Origin of the sequence: Butyrivibrio sp. CB08, from assembly GCF_003625485.1 — a bacterium.
GTDB lineage: Bacteria > Bacillota > Clostridia > Lachnospirales > Lachnospiraceae > Butyrivibrio.
On record NZ_RAIR01000002.1, the window covers coordinates 53314 to 71703 of the forward strand.

The window sequence follows — 18390 nt, forward strand, 5'->3', positions numbered from 1 at the left end:
TCAAAAGTGTCCTTATATTTTTATACCAGTCTCTTCATATCTTCAGGAAGCTGCGCCTCAAAGGACAGCTCTTTTCCTGTAACAGGCTGCTTGAATTCAAGATGCGCTGCATGAAGGGCTGCTCTTGTCATCCCATGGCTGTCCGATATTTCTTTTCCATAGAGATTGTCTCCAAGAAGCGGGTGTCCAAGATAAGACATGTGAACTCTTATCTGGTGCGTTCTTCCTGTATCAAGGCGGAGCCTCACAAGGGCGTAGTCTTCAAACTGTTGTACTACCTTATAATGGGTGATAGCTCTTTTCCCATCCTCTATGACCTTTCGTATCATCCGAACGCCCTCTTCCTGGCCGATTGGCGCATCTATGGTTCCTTCCTTTTTCTCAAAGACGCCGCTGGCAAGGGCCAGATACTCTTTTCTCTTGGACATGTTCATGCGCTGGTTTGATAAAAGCGCTGCGCTGTACCTGTTCTTGGCAAAGATAAGGAGCCCTGAAGTCTCCCTGTCAAGGCGCCCGATGGTTCGGATAACATGGTCCTGGCCGGTCTTTTGATAATAGCCAGCCAGGGCATTAGAAAGTGAGTCCTGATAGTGGGCATAGGATGGATGAACCACCATGTCCCCAGGCTTATTAATAAGAATAATGTCTTCATCTTCATATACTATGTCTATTGGCGTATCCCAGGGGATTACTTCTCCAGCGTTGTCGTTGTCCTCATAGATTCTGATTCTTAGGACATCCCCCTCAGAAAGAGGCGTCTTTACGAGGATTGGGACAAAAGAATCCACATCGCCCTCAGCTCTTTTCCCAGACTTAAGGCACACTCCGTCCTCAAACTGCTTGCACCTTGTTATCTCCCTGGAAGACAAGCAAAGCCTTACCGCCATGATCTCTCTGGCAGTAAGGCCATCATCGTTTGCTGTTATATTTATACTGATCTCTCTATAGCTCTCATTCATAGACTATAGTATGTCACAAAACTCCATCCCCCACAAGGTGCGCCAAAGGCCCTTTATCAGGATGCGTCCTGGACTGACTCCGGAAGGCTCTCAAGAAGCGAATTGACAGGTATTGGCCTGAAATCAACTCCAAGAACCATCATTGACTCCTCCTCCACGTACATATCGTACATCATCCACTCAGTTGAAAAAGTGATCTCAAAAAATCCGTCCCTTTGTGTTACCAGAATTCCCTTCATTTCTCTTTCGGAAATGCCTACTTCGTTAGCTGCTGCGAAAATTACCATGTTTGTCTTATCTGCCATGATACCCTCCTTACCATCCAAGTATGCTGTCAACTAGTCCTAATGTTTCTGAGGTAATGCCAAATGCAGTGTCAACTACTCCGCCTTCATCAAAGACTTCTCCCACAACTGTATCTACTGTTTCGGTTGCCACATCAGTAGCAAAGTCCTCTGTAGCAGAAACCACTTCACTTACAGGTGCAATTGATTCGATCTTTTTAAGATCATCTGTTGATACATGCACGTGAGTTTTGCCTTTTTTCACATCCACAGTAGTGGATTCTTTTTTGGTCTCTTCTTTCTTTTCTTCTGATCTGTCTTCCTCTGGCTTTTTAACTTCAGCTGAGGCTTCTGGTTCTGACTGACTTTCCTGATGTGATTCTATAACTGTATTTTCCTGACATCTGATATCCTCTATTCTTGTTCGTACCTGGGAAGGCTCCTCTACTTTTACCTTGACCTCCACATCGGATTTCTTTTCATCAGCATCGAAGTCTTCCCCAACATAAGTAATGCCCTTAATCGTTACGCTTTGTGTGTTTGAGGAGGAGGCATTACCCACTTCTTCTACTTCCTTAACATAACTTACAGAGTATGGAGTTACTACAACCCTGTCTGCAGCTCTGGTAAAAGAGCATGTGGTGAGAACGCCAGTTGTGATAGCCAGCATCAGTAAAAGATAAAATGAAGGTTTTCTGTAATTGAAGATTCCCTTTATCCTGGTTCCCACTGCAACTTCGCCAAAGGCTACAGGATAGACCATCATCCTTCTCTTTTTGGTGCTGCAGGACAATAGTGACTCTGCGTAAGATTTCTTTTCATCAACAGACATCCTGCTGATAACTCTCTCATCGCAGGCAAGCTCAATGTCTCTGCAAAAGAGAACGTAGGCAAGCCATACAAATGGATTGAACCAGTGAATGGTCAGAATAAGAAAGCCAAGCTGTTTTCTTAAATGATCCTTCCTCTTTAAGTGCACTCTCTCATGAGCCAGAACATTGACTATTGTCTCGTGATCAAGACCTGAAGGAATGTAGATTGCTGGCTTTATCAGTCCAAAGATGAAAGGCGTGTCTATCTCATCGCAGACATATACCCTCTCACTGGACCTGTATCTTATGGATATCCTGGTCTTAAGCCTTATGGAAATGTAGCTATAGGAAGCATAGCCAAAGGCCATAAGCATTCCAATGATCCAAAGAACAACCAGATATACAAAGCTTCCAGCGCTTTTAGCAGCTACATTCTGAGTCTCTACAGGCGCTGCATCTCCAGAAGCGATGTCCTCAAGAACTCCTGTGGCAGGAGCCAGCGTATCTTCAGAGACGTAAGTAGCTACGTTGTTTGTATTCTCTTTTCCGAAAGCAGACTCTATCATGTTCCCAAAATCTGGCATAAAGCCTATACCAGACTGTATCTGAACAGGAACAAGGAGCCTTAAAGCCACAATGGTCCACAATACCCCCATGAACCACTTTGGCGCTTTCTTAAGCGGTATTCTAAGTAGTGACACTGCCACGATCAAAAGAACCGAGGCAAAACTCATTTCAAGTACTTTACCAAATATTAACCCCATACATTACCCCTCTTGCTGTCACATGATGTCGTTACTGTATTTTGTCAATTATGTTGCGTATTTCCTCTATGTCCTTTCTTGATAGCTGCTGATGTGAAGTAAATGCAGCCAGAAATGCCGGAAGGGAACCACCAAAAGCTTCATCCACAAATTCTTCGCTCTTTTTTGTATAAAACTCTTCCTTGGAGATCTTTGCAGATACAACTCCGTCTATGTTCTGAAACAGCCCCTTGTCGCAGAGCTTTTTGAGAACCGTGTAGGTAGTTGACTTCTTCCAGTCAAATCTCTCAGCGCAGAGCTTAACCAGTTCCCCTGAGCCAATGGGCTCTCTCTCCCAGATAAGCTCAGCAAACTTCATTTGTACTTCACCAAATTCTACAGCCATGATCATATCCCCTCATTGGTCTATTCGATATCGACTTCCTGATGTTAGTTTATCGTGAATAGACCAAAATGTCAACCTTAAAAGTGATAATAAAAAAATGGCATTGCGGAAATGATCCGCAATGCCACATATTCAGTAACAATCAGCCCTTGTCTCTCATCCTCTCTATGGCATCCATAGCAAGAAGGCTTCGCTCACACTCTGATGCTGACAGTGAGATCTGCCATGCAAATGGGCTGCCCTTCATATGCTCTGATGCATAGGAAAGTCCGTTGGTCCTCTCATCAAGGAAAGGTCTGTCGATCTGATTAGGATCTCCAAGAAGAATGATCTTGGTGTCCTTACCAGCTCTGGTGATGATACCCTTAGCCTGTGTAGGAGTCATGTTCTGGGCTTCATCGATAATGAGGTAGGTCTTAAGGATTGAACGTCCTCTTATGAAGTTTAAGGCCTCGCACTGAACAATGCCTCTCTCGAAGACCTCATCGGTCTTGCCCTGGAGCTCTTTTTCATCCTTGTAGCGCTCCTCCTCGTTGGAGTCAATGAGCTGCTCAAGGTTATCAATGATAGGTCTCATAAGAGGAGAGATCTTCTCCTGCTCATCACCTGGTAAAAATCCGATATCGTCGTCAAACTGAGAATTTGGTCTGCACACCAGGATTCTTCTGTACTCTCCGGTAGGACGGTTTATCATCTTCTCAAGACCAACTGCCAGTGAGTAGAAGGTCTTGGCTGTTCCTGCCATACCCTTTACGATTACAAGGGGTGCAACCTCAGCTGGCTGCATAAGCGCTTCCTGAAGGAAGTACTGTCCTGCATTTCTGGGCTTAACGCCGTAGGGCTGACTCTTTTCAAACTCAAGCTTTTTGATCATGCCCTTGCACACACGACCCATCTGGGTCTTAGAAAGGGACTGATCAGCCCTGACAACTACAAATTCATTCTCATAAAGCTCCGGTGCATACTGATTGCCGTTCTCATCACAGCAATATACCTTATCTACCGGAATGCCTTTCTTCTTAAAGTCCTTAAATACATCTTCAGGGGCATAAACATCAATTCTGCCGCTGTACTGCTCGCCTCCTCCCGCAACCTGCTCGGTTGTGAAATCCTCTGACTTAATACCAAGAAGCTGAGCCTTGATACGCATCAGAATGTCCTTGGTAACCAGAATAACCTGTTCCTTACGAGACTCCTTAAGGCCCTTGCATACCTTTAGTATGCGGTTGTCAGACTTGTAATCTGACATATCCTTGGGAAGCTCCACATCCTTGAAGTTCTTCTCAACTCGAAGAAGCCCTCCATTATCAAGCTCCACACCGGCTACAAGATCCCCTGCTCCACGCAGCTGCTCTAAGATCCTGATTGCCTCTCTTACATTCGCTCCCCTCTCACCCTCATCTCTCTTGTGAGTATCGAGCTCCTCTAAGACTACCAGCGGAAGAACGACCTCGTTATCATCGAAGCACTTCAGAGCGTGAGGTGCCTGAATCAAAACGTTGGTGTCCAGTACGTAGATCTTCTTCATGCGTAGATCCCCCTCTATTTGTATGACTTGTAAACTCATTATACCATATATTGTGTTTGCAAGTAAATAAATGAAAGATCCACATTATTACTAGCTTAGTATTCTGGACAGCTCCAAAAGCATCTTCTTTACGTCGATCGGCTTTGCTATATGTCCGTCCATGCCCGCCTCCTGGGCCTTTTTGATGTCCTCATAGAAGGCATTGGCCGTCATTGCTATAACTGGTATGGATGACTGAAGAGGATCGCTTAAACTTCTTATGGCCATGGTCGCTTCATAGCCGTTAAGTAGCGGCATCTGAATATCCATAAGCACAACATCGTAATAACCAGGATCACTCTCTCTTACCTTTTCAACAGCCTCCTGTCCATTCTCAGCCTGTTCCACCACAAAGCCGTTCCTTTCAAGAAGCTTGGCAGCAATCTTTCTGTTTATAGGCATATCATCAACAAGAAGGGCAATCTTGCCAGTAAAGTCCATGATTTCCGTATTGCCTGCGCTTGATTCCTTTGCCTTTAAAATATCCTCCTGGGTCTGAAGTGGAAGTTCAAGATTTACCACAAACTCAGAGCCCTTATCCTTTTCGGATGTAACTTCAATTGTTCCACCCATCATTTCCACGATGTTCTTTACAATGCTAAGTCCAAGACCGGTTCCCTGAATACCGCTTATTGTGGAGTCAACCTCCCTTTCAAAGGCATCAAATACCCTCTCAGTAAACTCCTTGCTCATTCCGATTCCATTGTCTTTTACACTGATCTCGTAAAGGGCATTTCCAGGCTCTTTTGCCGGCTTTTCTATTACACTTACTGCGACCCTTCCTCCTTCCGGAGTGAACTTATAGGCGTTACTTACAAGGTTAAGAAGCACTCTGTTAAGTCTGGTTTTATCGCAATATACGTATTCATTTTTGATTCCACTGGCATCAACACTATATTCGATCTTCTTCTCTTTCATCTGGGAGGAAAAGAGATCCCTAAGGTCGTCCATGGTGCTACTAAGGTCCACAGGAATCGCCTCAAGCTCCATCTTTCCGCTCTCAATCCTGCTCATTTCCAGAATGTCATTGATAAGAGCCATCAGATGACTGCTTGCTCCCCTGATCTTGCCCAGATACTCCTTAAGTTCTTCATAGGTCTTTGCTTCGCTCTCAGCAAGATCAATGTATCCAAAGATAGCATTCATAGGTGTCCTTATGTCATGGGACATATTGGACAGGAAAACCGTTTTGGACCTGCTCCTTTCATTGGCCTTGGTGGTCTCAATAACAGCATCTCTCTCCCTCTTGGCAATGATGGAATAGATAAAGAACATGATGATAAGGGAGATTATATTAAGCGACATCTGAATGATGATGTTATTCGTAATTCGCCTGTCAGTTTTATTTAGAAGATTCTCGATATAGAGCTCCGTCTCATACACATCTATAGGTCCCTGAGCCGGGTCATGTTCCTCATAGTAGGAACGTATCTCTCCTACTACTTCAGCTGTCATCTGGTCGGTAGCTCTTTTCACCCAAAGAAGCGATGTCAGGAAGATCAGGAACAAAAGCCCGATCCATACAATGGTCGACTTGCCAAAGCGCCTGTCCCTGTCCCTCTCAAATACAGCCCTGAAGCAAAGGAATCCAAGAATACTCCAGGTGGCCAGTATCAGGTAGCTCTCTGTGGACATTCCGTCGGAATACAGGAGCATAAAATACACCAGAAACAGGATGGACATAATAAAGCCCGCTATGCCGGTAATCTGAATCTTCGTGTTTTTCTCTCTTCTTGCCACAAGAAAGGCTGACGCTGAGGTGTAGGCATAGGCAATAACCGCACCAATGGTGTTAACGTCCACGATCCAGCCAATAGCTGTCCTTCCAAGGAATGGGATCAGCACAGATATGCACATAAGGAAAAGCAGCGCATTCTTTGGAGTGTAGTCTTTTCCAAGAACACCAAACCATGCAGGAAGCATTCTGTTTGCGGACATGGAATACATAAGCCTTGAAGCAGCAATGAAATTACCTATAAGTCCTGTAAGTATTCCAGCAAATGCCGCTATTCCAAGGATCTTAACGCCGTAGTCACCCGCAGCAGAATAAGCACCGTAGAATGTGGGAAGTCCCTTAAGTCCACTAAAAGAGCCAAGGTTTCTTGTATACTGCTCCCACCTGGTAACCCCCTCTGGAAGTGATGTTATGGCAATCTGAGACAGAGCCACATAGGAGAACACCGAGGTCAAAAGAGCTATCGTCATTATTGGCAGTGATTTACTGGTGGAGAACTTGAATCCCGCAGTGGAATTGGAAATTGATTCAAAGCCAACAAAGGCCCAGGGCGAAAGGGCTATTATGCAAAACAGCTGCTTAAATGATGAGCCCTGGTCAGTGGCAAAGGCGGGCACAGGAACAGCATGGGAATCTCCGCTTTTAAGCCCTACCGCCACCACTATAATGGCAATTCCAAGAACCATGGCAAGAGCAAGCACCACCTGAATCCAGACGGCCAGTCTCTTGGCATTGATACAGATGGTTCCGCAGACAAGGACCGCTGCAATTGACAAAAGAATTTCTCCAAAATATACATCATATCCAAGGATCTGATAATAAAAACCAAACTGGAAGGTGCTTCCGAAGAGATTTTTGCTGATAAGAGCAAGAGCCGACGCATTGGCCCAGATGATCGCAACATACACGAGAATAAGAAACCAAGCACTCATGAATCCATGATCGTAGCCAAGATTTTTGACGGTATAGGTCAGGGTTCCGCCTGCATCCTGATACCTGTTCATCAGAAAATGGTAGTTGATGCCTATGATAAACATAACGACAGCGCCAAGAATTAGTCCCAGGCTGGTTCCAAGAGGCCCTGCCATTGGCAGAAACGTAGTTCCCGGCATTACAAAAGCGCCCCATCCCACAGCGCATCCAAAGGACAGCGCCCAAACCTGCAAAGGGTTCAGGTATCGCTTAAGCTCATTAGCGGTCTCTCTACTGCTATCTGACATATGCTACACCTCCATTAACTATATTTTATAACATTTTTTATACTCTTTTAATACCATTAAAAGAGCCGCTTGATTTCTGAATTTAAGCGAATTCATGCCGTTTGTGCCGTCTTGACCTATGAGCCAAGTTATCGGAAAATTAATACACATTTTTTCGGGAGAATTGTATGATCGCAAAAGATACTGTAATGCTAAGTGGATTCAAACTGCACAATGGCCTTGATTCTTTTGCTGATGAAGCATTAGAAAAAGAGCTGGCTCTATGCAGCCGCTTTGGTCTTAATGCAGACAAACTTCGAAAATTCAATTACAACGCCCTTCAGCTGTCTGAGATCAGAAAGGGCCTTGATGCAGGTGTTGATATACAACAATACTTAAGTCCCAAACTCTCCTGGCTTGAAATGGAGGAGATCCGTCTCGAGCTCATGCAGGGCATAGATATGTCCTCCTACAGGGAACAGGGCTTTAGCAGTAATCAGGTCTATCAGATACGAAGAGGCATCTATGAAGGCATCGACGTTTCTGTCTATGCCAAAAAAGAATTTCTTCCGGAGCAGATGAAGCAGATCCGTAAGGGACTTGCTTTTTCTCCTGACTTCCCTGTAATCTTCTATCTCGATCCCGAATTTGACTGTCTTCAGATGAGGGAAATAAGAAAGGGCCTTCAGGCGCAGCTTGACGTTTCAACCTTTGCCCACGTAGACATACCATATATGAAGATGCGTGTCATTAGGGAAAGTGCTGAAGACGGCCTTGTATTTGATGAATATCAGATAAAAAGATACTCATCTGGTGTCCTAAACCAGATGCATAAGGCTTTCCGGGACAATGTGGACCTTGGAAAGTACATTACCTCGGGCTATGACGCTGAACAGCTTGAGGAAATAAGGCACAGCCTGATAGAGTGTCTTCCTATAGACGATTACCTCTCTATCGATATGCGTGGCGACGCTATTAGAGAGATCCGCCTTGGGCTTGAACACGGCGTGTTAGTAGATCAGTATGCAGATGCTGAGTTTAACTGGCAACAGATGTACGAAATGCGCCTTGGTCTTGAGCACCAGATAGACATCACCCCATACTGTAAGCCTCTTTACTGGGCTAATCAGATGAAAGAACTTCGTCTCGGTCTCGAAGAAGGCCTTGATATCAGCAAGTTCTCTTCTATGATGTTCACCGCCAAGGATATGCGCAGGATCCGCCAGCAGCTTCTTTTAGGTACCTATATGGACAGTGAATCTGAGGAAGCTGAGACCACGCAGGATTTTGGTACCCAGAATGAAATGAAGACCATCCTCTTCATGCTGGACCACAAAAGCGAGTATCTTTCTTTTTCCCACGAGAACATGATCTGCTGGTTAACTGTTCCTGAAAAGAAATACAAAAAGACCTATACAGAAAAAATCGTCCAGGGATTCTTAAGCAGATGCGGCATAAAACAAGGCATTGATCCAAAAGGCATTTCAGATTTTATCAAAGATCATGAACCGGGAAAACAATACCTTGTAGCATCAGGTATAGATGCCATTGATGGAACTGATGGATACTATGAATACTTCTTCAATTCCTCAGGAGACTGCCTTCTTAAAGAAAACGAAGACGGAACTGTTGATCTGAGTGGTCTTGATCAGATCGTAAAAGTTAATGTTGGTGATAAGCTGGCCGTGTACCACAGAGCCACAAAAGGCATCGACGGCTGCGATGTATTTGGGAAAAAGGTCATCGCCAAAAAAGGAAAAGAAATTCCAATCATCCAGGGTGAAGGATTCATGATCCTTAATGACAGAGTAACTTACGTCGCCAAATATACCGGAGCACTTAGCATTGTAAATGGTGATATTTTTGTACAGAAGATCCTGGTGATGTCTGAAGTTAAGATAACAGATAAGATCATCAGATATGATGGCACTGTACTGGTAACCGGGGATGTAAACTCCGGATCAGAGATTCACGCATCCGGAAACATCATAATAAGCGGGCACATGGAAAGTTCCCTTTTAGTAGCTGGCGGCGATGTATCCATCAAAGGCGGAGCAACCTGCCCTGTCCGTGGCGGCATCGAGGCCAATGGAAATGTATCTGGCAAGTACTTTGAAGGCGTTAAGATAACTGCTAACAACGTGTACGCAGGCTCTTTTATCAACTGTACTGTCCTGGCCAGAGGCATTGTTAAGACCTACGGAATTGACGGCGTAATTTATGGCGGAAGCATACAGAGCCTGTCCGGTGTTGAGACTGCTATCCTTGGCACAAAGAAAGGCGCCAAGACAATCCTTAGCATCGGTGCTATAGACAGCCTGCTTGCTGATTTCAATGCAGTTAAAAAAGCTATTGCCAGAGAGGAAGAAGAACTAAAGTCCCTAGAGAGTGAAAAACTTCGTCTTCAGGAACTGGGCGCAGTTACAAGAGAAATGCTCCAGTGGAAGATCCGAATAAATGCTGCTGTTGGAGTAAAAGAGAAAATAATTGGTGATCTCGAAAAGAGACTTGCTGATATGGACAAGACCATAAAAAGCAGCAGCAATTCAAAGGCGATCATTACCCAGACCCTCTACAGCGGCGTAATCTTCGTGATATGCGGCGTAGTCTACAGGGTTGAACAGGACCGAAGACTTTATAGTCCCGCTACTGTAAAGATCGACAGTAGAAAAGAGAACATCCTCATCCTCTGATATTTTTGTGAATCAAAGATAATTAATGAATAAGAGCCATGGGAATACATAAATCCCATGGCTCATTTTGCTTATATCTATTATCTATCAGATCTCTGCTGCTCTCTTAAGCGCGTCATCGATGTGTGGAAGGAAGTTCTCTCTTCCAACCATGTCTACAAATCCATCTTTTTCCATAGTGCTCATTGGCTGCTCATTAACGTGTGAGAAAACAAGCTGAACACCGTTCTTTTTGCACTTCTCATAGAGCTGCTCAAAGGAATGCATTGCTGTGGCATCAATAGCTGGTACTCCACGCATACGGATAACAAGAGCTCTTGTGAAATCCTTGATACTGATATCAGCGATAAGATCTGCATCACCAAAGAACATAGGGCCGCTGATCTCATACACTCTCACGTGCTTAGGGATCTCTTTAAGCTCAGGACCATCAGGATCTTCATCAGGATCATAGTACTTCCATCCGCGGATACCTGACTCTTCGCTCATTCTCTTCATGAACAGGAGGCATGCAAGAACCATACCGATCTCAATTGCTACAACAAGATCAAATACTACTGTAAGTACAAATGTGATAACAAGTACAAAGATATCGCTCTTAGGTGCTGTCTTAACAAGATGTACAAAGGTTCTCCACTGGCACATATTGTAAGCTACCATAAACAGGATCGCTGCAATAGTTGGCATTGGGATAAGTGCTGCGTAAGGCATAAGAACTACCAGTACCAGAACAAGGCAGATTGCATGTACCATACCTGCTATAGGTGTACGTCCACCGTTCTTGATGTTGGCTGCTGTTCTTGCGATAGCTCCAGTAGCTGGAATACCACCAAAAAGAGCTGAACCGATATTACCTGCACCCTGTGCAATAAGCTCCATGTTGGATCTGTGATGTGAGTTGATCATACTGTCTGCAACTACACATGATAAAAGAGATTCAATAGCTGCAAGGATCGCGATTGTGAATCCATCTCCTGCTACTGACTGGATAGTCTTAAGGTCAAATGCTGGAACCTTGAGAGTAGGAAGCGCTCCCTTAATCTCATAGAGGTCTCCAATAGTGTTAACATTCATGCCAAGAACCTTGACCATAAGAATACCTGCGATAACTGCAAGCAGTGATCCGGGGATCTTCTGGTTGATCTTTGGCCAAACGATCTGAATAGCAAGGCAAACAAGTCCAACAATAACTGCCTGAACATTTATGGTACCAATATTCTTGGCAATAGCCTCAATCTTCTCTAATGTCTCAACTGTAACTGTTCCAGCAGGATAAGTAAGTCCAAGGAAATCCTTAACCTGACCGATTGCAATAGTTACAGCAATACCAGCTGTAAATCCGGTTGTAATAGTATATGGAATAAACTTGATAAGCGTTCCAAGTCTGAACAGACCCATAAGGATCAGCAGAATTCCTGCAAAAATGGTAGCAAGGGCAAGCCCCTCCATCCCCTTAGTAGCAACAATTCCTGCAACGATAGTTGCAAAAGCCGCTGTAGGTCCTGCTATCTGCACTCTTGATCCACCCAGGAACGAAATAATAAATCCCGCAACAATTGCAGTATACAGTCCCTCTTCCGGGCCGACGCCAGATGCAAGCGCCAGGGCAATTGAAAGTGGCAGCGCGATGATCGCAACAATAATACCTGCAACCACATCACTTGCAAACTGCTTCCCACTATAGCTCTTCATATTGGAAAACAGCATTGGTTTAAGCTTATCTTTCGAATTCAAAATCTTTTCCTCCACAATAAACAAAGTGACTTTTAAACACAATTTGTAATTATATGCTCAATTATGTCTATCGTCAACGAAAAAAGAGCCACGGGGAAATCCCGTGGCTCTAAAAGCTCTAACTATATCAGCCTGTGATTGTGCAGTACATGAAGTACTTGTATCCAAGAGGACTTGAGAAGAAGCCCTTAACGCTGTCATCAATCATGTAAAGGTCTGTGTAGTAGTAGATAGGGCAGATGCAACCTGTAGACATAAGAAGGTCCTCAGCTCTGTGCATAAGCTCAAAACGAGTCTTCTTGTCTGTGCATGTCTTGATGTCGCTAATGATAACATCATATGTCTCAGCCCATGTTCCGTTCTCAACCTTTGTGTCGTAACCAAGGTCTGTGATGTCAAGTGAGTATGCAGCAACGTTAGCGTTTGCGCCCTTACCAAACTGAACATCGTTGTTACCAGACTGTGTTGTCCACATATCAAGGAATGAAATAGGATCGTTGTAGTCACCAAGCCATCCGTTACGAGCGATTGAGTAGTTACCAGCCTTACGTGTATCAAGGAATGTAGCCCACTCCTGGTTCTCAAGGTTCATTGTGATACCTACACCAGCGAATGTTGACTGAATAGCCTCACCGATTGCCTTGTGGCCCTCAGATGTGTTGTAGAGGTATACAAGACTTGGGAAGTCTGTGAACTGCTGTGTAGCCTCATCAAATGTGTAGTACTTCTTGAGTGTATCAAGAGCTGCAGCCCAGTTAGCCTCGTAAGCTGTCTCTGTTACATCATAGTATCCTGTGAATCCAGAAGGGCCAGCGTTCTGATAGAACTGTGATCCGTCAGCATCTGTAAGACCCATAGCTACGAATGAAGAAGCAGGAACCTGTCCACCCTGTGCAATATCGTTAACGATGTAGTTTCTGTCGATAAGAAGTGCAAGAGCGTTACGGATCTCGTTCTCAGCGTTAGCCTTCTCAGCACCTGTAAGTGTGCTTGATGCAGGAAGGATCTCCTCGTTGATGTTCCAGCATACATAGTATGTACCAAGCTGACCAGCTACTACGAACTCATCAGGGTAGTTTTCCTTAAGAGAAGCGATCTCGTTTGTAGGAACATCATCGATCATCTGCCAGTCACCATTCTCGAAGTTAGCGAGCTGGTTGTTAGCATCATCTGAAAGATAGAAGTTGATCTCGTTCATTGTTACCTTATCAGCATCTACAAAGTTCTCGTTCTTTGTAAGTGTGATAACTGAGTTGTGATCCCATGCTGTCATTGTGTAAGCACCGTTGTTTACATATGTAGAAGGATCTGTAGCCCATGACTCATTAGCAACAACATCCTCACGAACAGGCATGTATGTTGGGAATGCAAGGAGCTCGTTCCAGTATGCAACAGTGTTAATAAGTGTTACTTCAAGAGTCTTGTCATCAACAGCTGTAACATTGAGCTTCTCATCGCCTGTAGCGCCATCAGCCCAGATGTCTGCGTAGCCATCAACAACCTCGAACATGTAACCATAGTCAGCTGCAAGTGCCTGGCTAGCTGCACGGTTCCATGCGAATACGAAATCACCTGCAGTTACAGGCTGGCCATCTGACCATGTAAGACCATCCTTAAGTGTGTAGGTGTAAGTTACTGTACCATCCTCGTTTTCAACACCCTCAACGAGTTCCTGAGCGCAGTCTGGCTGAAGCTCAAGGTTACCATTTGCATCAAGTCCCCACTTAGCAAGACCTGAGAAAAGGTGGTTGATCATTGTAGCACCGTCAACTGCAGAGTTAAGTGCTGGATCAAGTGATGCAGGCTCAGAAGCAAGACAAACGTTAATTACCTGCTCGCCTACTGGCTCAGCTGCTGTAGCATCTGCCTGTGCGTTGTCAGCTGGAGCAGACTCAGTTGCCTGTGTATCTGCTGGAGCTGTCTCTGTGCCAGCGCCTGAGTTTCCACAAGCTGCAAGGCTAAGCACCATGCATGATGCAAGTACCAAAGAAACTAACTTCTTTTTCATAATTTTCCTCCTTATTATGAATGTTTTTTATATCATAAACATGATACACAATATTGAGTATATCACATGTATGAATCAATTGATATCAGCCACGTGGTGGCATGCAACAAAGTGTCCCTTTGAAACCTCTTTGAACTCTGGCATGCTCTCTGCGCAGTCGCCCTTGCAATATGCACATCTTGTTCTGAATGGACATCCAGATGGTGCATTAAGTGGGCTAGGTATATCACCAGAAAGTACAATTCTCTTATTAGCTCTTGCGATCTTAGGATCTGGAACAGGAACTGAAGAAAGAAGTGACTTACTGTATGGATGAAGTGGATTGTTGTAGATCTCATCTGCATCAGCCAGCTCAACCATCTTACCAAGGTACATAACTGCGATTCTGTTACTGATATGTCTTACTACTAAAAGGTCGTGAGCGATAAAGAGGTATGTCAGTCCAAGTCTCTCCTGAAGCTCATCAAACATATTGATAACCTGTGCCTGGATTGAAACGTCCAGAGCTGATACAGGCTCATCGCAGACAATAAACTCTGGATTAACTGCAAGGCTTCTTGCGATACCGATACGCTGTCTCTGTCCGCCAGAGAACTCGTGAGCATATCTTGAAGCGTGCTCTGAGTTAAGTCCTACGTATCCCATAAGCTCAAGGATACGCTCTCTTCTCTGCTCCTTGGTTGTATAAAGGCCATGTACATCCAAAGGCTCAGCGATAATATCAGATACTGTCATTCTTGGGTTAAGTGAAGAATATGGATCCTGGAAAACCATTGTAGCTTTCTTACGGAATTCCTTGATATCTTCCTTGGTCTTGATCAGTTTGCCATCGTACCAGATCTCACCATCTGTAGGCTTATAAAGATTAAGGATTGTACGTCCTACTGTAGTCTTACCACAACCTGACTCACCTACAAGGCCAAGAGTCTCTCCCTTTTTAATAGAAAAAGAAACATCGTCTACAGCCTTAAGTGGTTTTGTCTTAAAGAAGCCAACGTTTACATTGAAGTACTCCTTAAGGTGCTTAATCTCAACAAGGTTGTTCTGTGTTAAAATCTCACTCATTACTTTTCACCGCCTTCCATCAGCTTCTTGACATTCATCCAGCAGCCGGCAGCATGATCATCATTGATCTGCATGCGCTCTGCTCTCTCACGAAGGCAGATCTTCATAGCATTGTCACATCTTGGTGCAAAAGGGCATCCCTTAGGCATGTTAAGAAGGTCAATAGGAGTACCTGTAATAGGCTCCAGCTTCTTGCCCTCTTTTCCCTCTGTAGGGATAGATCTAAGAAGTCCCTTTGTATATTCGTGGCAGGGATTGTAGAAAATCTCATCTGCTGTTCCCTGTTCGCAGATTGAACCTGCGTACATAACGATAACTTCGTCACACATCTGGGCTACAACGCCGAGGTCATGTGTGATCATGATGATAGCCATTCCAAGTTCTTCCTGAAGAGACTTCATAAGATCAAGGATCTGAGCCTGGATTGTAACATCCAGAGCTGTTGTAGGCTCATCGGCAATAAGAATGTCTGGTTCGCAAGCCAGGGCCATAGCGATCATAACTCTCTGTCTCATACCACCAGAGAACTCATGAGGATACTGGTTCATTCTCTTTTCAGGCTCATTCACATTAACGAGCTTGAGCATTTCGATAGCACGCTCTCTGGCCTGGTCTTTATTTCTGTCTGTATGGAGAAGAATTGCCTCCATCAGCTGATGTCCAATTGTATATGTAGGGTTAAGTGATGTCATTGGGTCCTGGAAAATGATAGATACCTTATTTCCACGAACTGTCTTCATAACCTTCTCGCCTGCGCCAACAAGCTCCTGTCCATCAAGCTTGATGGAACCTGAAACAATCTGTCCAGCGCCAGCAAGAATCTGCATGATTGAATATGCAGTAACTGACTTACCACTACCTGACTCTCCAACAATACCAAGGACTTTACCTCTGTCCAGATTGAAGGATATTCCATTAACTGCCTTGACCTCACCTGCATCAGTAAAGAATGAGGTATGCAGATCTCTTACTTCTAATAAATTCATCTCTCCTGCCTCCTATCAAGTATCAAGCTTTGGATCAAACGCATCACGAAGTCCATCGCCGAAGAGGTTCAGTGAAAGAACTATAAGTGAAATAACGATTGCTGGAATGATCAGTCTGTAAGGATATGATGAAATACCATTAAGAGCATCTGATGCCAGTGATCCAAGTGAAGGCATAGGTGCGTTTACACCAAGTCCAAGGAATGAAAGGTAGCTCTCAGTAAAGATCGCACTAGGAATCTGAAGTGCTGTTGAAATAATGATAACTGAGAAGCAGTTAGGGATCAGGTGCTTTAAGATGATCCACTTTCCTCTCGCGCCTGCAGCTTCAGCCGCAAGTACATATTCCTGCTCACGAAGTGAAAGGATCTGTCCTCTTATAAGTCTTGCCATTGATACCCAGTAAAGGACCCCAAAGACAATGAACAAACTGATGATGTTAGAACCGATCTTGGAAAGTACCGTTCCGTCCAGGGCTCCCTCCATTACAACCTTAAGTACTGATGAAAGAAGGATAACCATGAGCATATCAGGCAGCGAATAGATGATATCAACTATTCGCATTATCACAAGATCCACAGCTCCGCCGGCGTAACCAGCCACAGAACCGATTGTCATACCAATGATAAGAACGATGATGCTGGCAAAGAAACCAACTGCGAGAGAGATACGTGTTCCGTATACTACACGGATGAAGTAATCTCTACCCTGTGAGTCTGTACCAAAGATGTGTGGAATAACTGTCTCTCCAGCTTCCATAAGCTTGATCTCAGATTTTCCATATTCAAAAGGTCTAAGATCTTTAAAGCTGTTATCAACTGGCTTACCTGGTGTCATACCAAGCATCTGGTCATAGGAATAAGGCCAGAACATTGGAACGAAAATAGCTGCCAGTGTAATGATCACTATAATAAAGAAGCAAACTGTTGCAACCCTGTTCTTAAGAAGTCTCTTAACTGAGTCCTTAAAGAAAGTAGATGATGGTCGCATCTGTACCATGTATTCTTTTTCAGCCTCGGTAGCAGGAATGAAGTCATCCATATTCACCTGGGCGCTGAGCTTTGAAATATCCATTTTTATGTCTCCTAAACTATTTTTTCAGCAATTTCTCTTGTTACTCGAGTGTGATTCTTGGGTCTACTACCTTGTACATGATATCGCCCACAAGGTTCATGATAACGATCAGTGTTGCAAGAACAATGGTTGTTCCCATAACAAGAGGATAATCACGACCTGTGATACTGTTTACAAAGGCACGTCCAATTCCTGGAACCGCAAAGATCTGCTCAACAACAAGAGATCCGGTAACGATACCTGCAAGCATAGGTCCGAAATATGTGATGACAGGAATAAGTGAATTCTTAAGAGCATGTCCGAAGATGATCTTCCATCCTGATACACCCTTGGCCTTGGCAGTTCTGATGTAGTCCTGACCAAGTACCTCCAGCATTGAAGATCTTGTAAGTCTTGTAATGTATGCCATTGGATACAGTGACAAGGTAATTACAGGAAGGACAAGTCCGTTCTTAGAAGCTCCATTTGCAGGGAACCACTTCAGATTGATCGCGAATGCAATAAGAAGAAGTGAACCCATAATAAATGAAGGCATAGATACGAATGCAGTTGTGATGATCATGATAATTCTATCAATGATCTTGTTTCTGCGAAGTGCTGCAACTGATCCAAGGATAACACCACAGAAAAGTGCGATCACAGCAGCAATAAGTCCAAGCTTGGCAGAAGTCTTCATTCCATCAAAAATGATGTCGTTAACATTTCTACCCCTCTGCTTAAGTGAAGGACCAAAATCAAATTTTGTAACAATATCCCCAAGATATGTAAGATACTGCATGCCAAGTGGCTTATCCAAACCATACTTAGCTTCCATAGCTGCCATTACTGACTCACTTACAGCCTTCTCACCAGTGAATGGACCACCTGGAACAGCGTGCATTACAAAGAAAGTAACTGTAATAACAACCCAAATTGTAACAATTGCAAGGAGAATTCTCTTTACAATGTACATCAAAGTCTTAGTATTCATAGCGTCTCCAACCCATTTCTAAATATAAATATTGCCTTGCATATTCATCCCCACAAAGCGTTAATACTTTGCCGTGCTAAATTATTAAATTATAACATAAAAAATGCAATTACGCACCATTCCTTGTACGTCATTGCACCTGAAGATCAACTTCT

At 44.1% G+C, this 18390-nt stretch carries 13 protein-coding genes; 1 reads left to right on the forward strand and 12 read right to left on the reverse strand.

Features of this window, described 5'->3' with window-relative positions:
* Positions 1-20 precede the first annotated feature (20 nt).
* From D6855_RS03875 to D6855_RS03900, 6 genes are all read right to left on the reverse strand, one after another.
* Positions 21-959 (reverse strand): RluA family pseudouridine synthase, encoded by a 939-nt coding sequence (locus D6855_RS03875; RefSeq protein WP_120738267.1) that lies wholly within the window; start codon positions 957-959, stop codon positions 21-23.
* 56 nt (positions 960-1015) lie between these two features.
* Positions 1016-1264 (reverse strand): hypothetical protein, encoded by a 249-nt coding sequence (locus D6855_RS03880; protein ID WP_120738269.1) that lies wholly within the window; start codon positions 1262-1264, stop codon positions 1016-1018.
* 10 nt (positions 1265-1274) lie between these two features.
* Complete coding sequence (locus D6855_RS03885) at positions 1275-2819, reverse strand: M56 family metallopeptidase (protein ID WP_120738271.1); 1545 nt, start codon at positions 2817-2819, stop codon at positions 1275-1277.
* Between the two features lie 31 nt (positions 2820-2850).
* Positions 2851-3204, reverse strand: a complete 354-nt coding sequence (locus tag D6855_RS03890) for a BlaI/MecI/CopY family transcriptional regulator (protein ID WP_120739133.1) — start codon at positions 3202-3204, stop codon at positions 2851-2853.
* 142 nt (positions 3205-3346) lie between these two features.
* Entirely contained in the window at positions 3347-4732 is a 1386-nt protein-coding gene (locus tag D6855_RS03895) for a PhoH family protein (protein ID WP_120738273.1), read from the reverse strand.
* Between the two features lie 90 nt (positions 4733-4822).
* Entirely contained in the window at positions 4823-7726 is a 2904-nt protein-coding gene (locus D6855_RS03900; RefSeq protein ID WP_120738275.1) for an ATP-binding response regulator, read from the reverse strand.
* A 167-nt stretch (positions 7727-7893) separates the two neighbouring features.
* Here D6855_RS03900 and D6855_RS03905 point away from each other — a divergent pair, with 167 nt between their 5' ends.
* Positions 7894-10398 (forward strand): DUF342 domain-containing protein, encoded by a 2505-nt coding sequence (locus D6855_RS03905; RefSeq protein WP_120738278.1) that lies wholly within the window; start codon positions 7894-7896, stop codon positions 10396-10398.
* A gap of 87 nt (positions 10399-10485) precedes the next feature.
* On the opposite strand, the gene D6855_RS03910 is transcribed toward D6855_RS03905, so the two are convergent.
* From D6855_RS03910 to D6855_RS03935, 6 genes are all read right to left on the reverse strand, one after another.
* Positions 10486-12105 carry a SulP family inorganic anion transporter gene (locus D6855_RS03910; protein WP_120739135.1) on the reverse strand — a complete coding sequence of 540 codons (1620 nt, stop codon included), beginning with the start codon at positions 12103-12105 and terminating at the stop codon, positions 10486-10488.
* Between the two features lie 154 nt (positions 12106-12259).
* Positions 12260-14140, reverse strand: coding sequence for a peptide ABC transporter substrate-binding protein (locus D6855_RS03915; RefSeq protein ID WP_120738280.1), 1881 nt, complete (start codon positions 14138-14140; stop codon positions 12260-12262).
* A 75-nt stretch (positions 14141-14215) separates the two neighbouring features.
* Entirely contained in the window at positions 14216-15205 is a 990-nt protein-coding gene (locus tag D6855_RS03920; protein ID WP_120738282.1) for an ABC transporter ATP-binding protein, read from the reverse strand.
* Positions 15205-16191: an ABC transporter ATP-binding protein gene (locus D6855_RS03925; RefSeq protein ID WP_120738284.1), complete on the reverse strand. Its 987-nt coding sequence runs from the start codon at positions 16189-16191 to the stop codon at positions 15205-15207. The genes D6855_RS03920 and D6855_RS03925 overlap by 1 nt, the downstream gene beginning before the upstream one ends.
* A gap of 15 nt (positions 16192-16206) precedes the next feature.
* Positions 16207-17265, reverse strand: coding sequence for an ABC transporter permease (locus D6855_RS03930; RefSeq protein ID WP_120738286.1), 1059 nt, complete (start codon positions 17263-17265; stop codon positions 16207-16209).
* A gap of 40 nt (positions 17266-17305) precedes the next feature.
* Positions 17306-18235: an ABC transporter permease gene (locus D6855_RS03935; RefSeq protein WP_120738288.1), complete on the reverse strand. Its 930-nt coding sequence runs from the start codon at positions 18233-18235 to the stop codon at positions 17306-17308.
* Between the last annotated feature and the right edge of the window lie 155 nt (positions 18236-18390).

What these genes read in the sequence shown, in the direction of transcription:
- D6855_RS03875 (WP_120738267.1), bottom strand. Translation starts at nt 959, where the DNA reads ATGAATGAGAGCTATAGAGAGATCAGTATAAATATAACAGCAAACGAT.
- D6855_RS03880 (WP_120738269.1), bottom strand. Translation starts at nt 1,264, where the DNA reads ATGGCAGATAAGACAAACATGGTAATTTTCGCAGCAGCTAACGAAGTA.
- D6855_RS03885 (WP_120738271.1), bottom strand. Translation starts at nt 2,819, where the DNA reads ATGGGGTTAATATTTGGTAAAGTACTTGAAATGAGTTTTGCCTCGGTT.
- D6855_RS03890 (WP_120739133.1), bottom strand. Translation starts at nt 3,204, where the DNA reads ATGGCTGTAGAATTTGGTGAAGTACAAATGAAGTTTGCTGAGCTTATC.
- D6855_RS03895 (WP_120738273.1), bottom strand. Translation starts at nt 4,732, where the DNA reads ATGAAGAAGATCTACGTACTGGACACCAACGTTTTGATTCAGGCACCT.
- D6855_RS03900 (WP_120738275.1), bottom strand. Translation starts at nt 7,726, where the DNA reads ATGTCAGATAGCAGTAGAGAGACCGCTAATGAGCTTAAGCGATACCTG.
- D6855_RS03905 (WP_120738278.1), top strand. Translation starts at nt 7,894, where the DNA reads ATGATCGCAAAAGATACTGTAATGCTAAGTGGATTCAAACTGCACAAT.
- D6855_RS03910 (WP_120739135.1), bottom strand. Translation starts at nt 12,105, where the DNA reads ATGCTGTTTTCCAATATGAAGAGCTATAGTGGGAAGCAGTTTGCAAGT.
- D6855_RS03915 (WP_120738280.1), bottom strand. Translation starts at nt 14,140, where the DNA reads ATGAAAAAGAAGTTAGTTTCTTTGGTACTTGCATCATGCATGGTGCTT.
- D6855_RS03920 (WP_120738282.1), bottom strand. Translation starts at nt 15,205, where the DNA reads ATGAGTGAGATTTTAACACAGAACAACCTTGTTGAGATTAAGCACCTT.
- D6855_RS03925 (WP_120738284.1), bottom strand. Translation starts at nt 16,191, where the DNA reads ATGAATTTATTAGAAGTAAGAGATCTGCATACCTCATTCTTTACTGAT.
- D6855_RS03930 (WP_120738286.1), bottom strand. Translation starts at nt 17,265, where the DNA reads ATGGATATTTCAAAGCTCAGCGCCCAGGTGAATATGGATGACTTCATT.
- D6855_RS03935 (WP_120738288.1), bottom strand. Translation starts at nt 18,235, where the DNA reads ATGAATACTAAGACTTTGATGTACATTGTAAAGAGAATTCTCCTTGCA.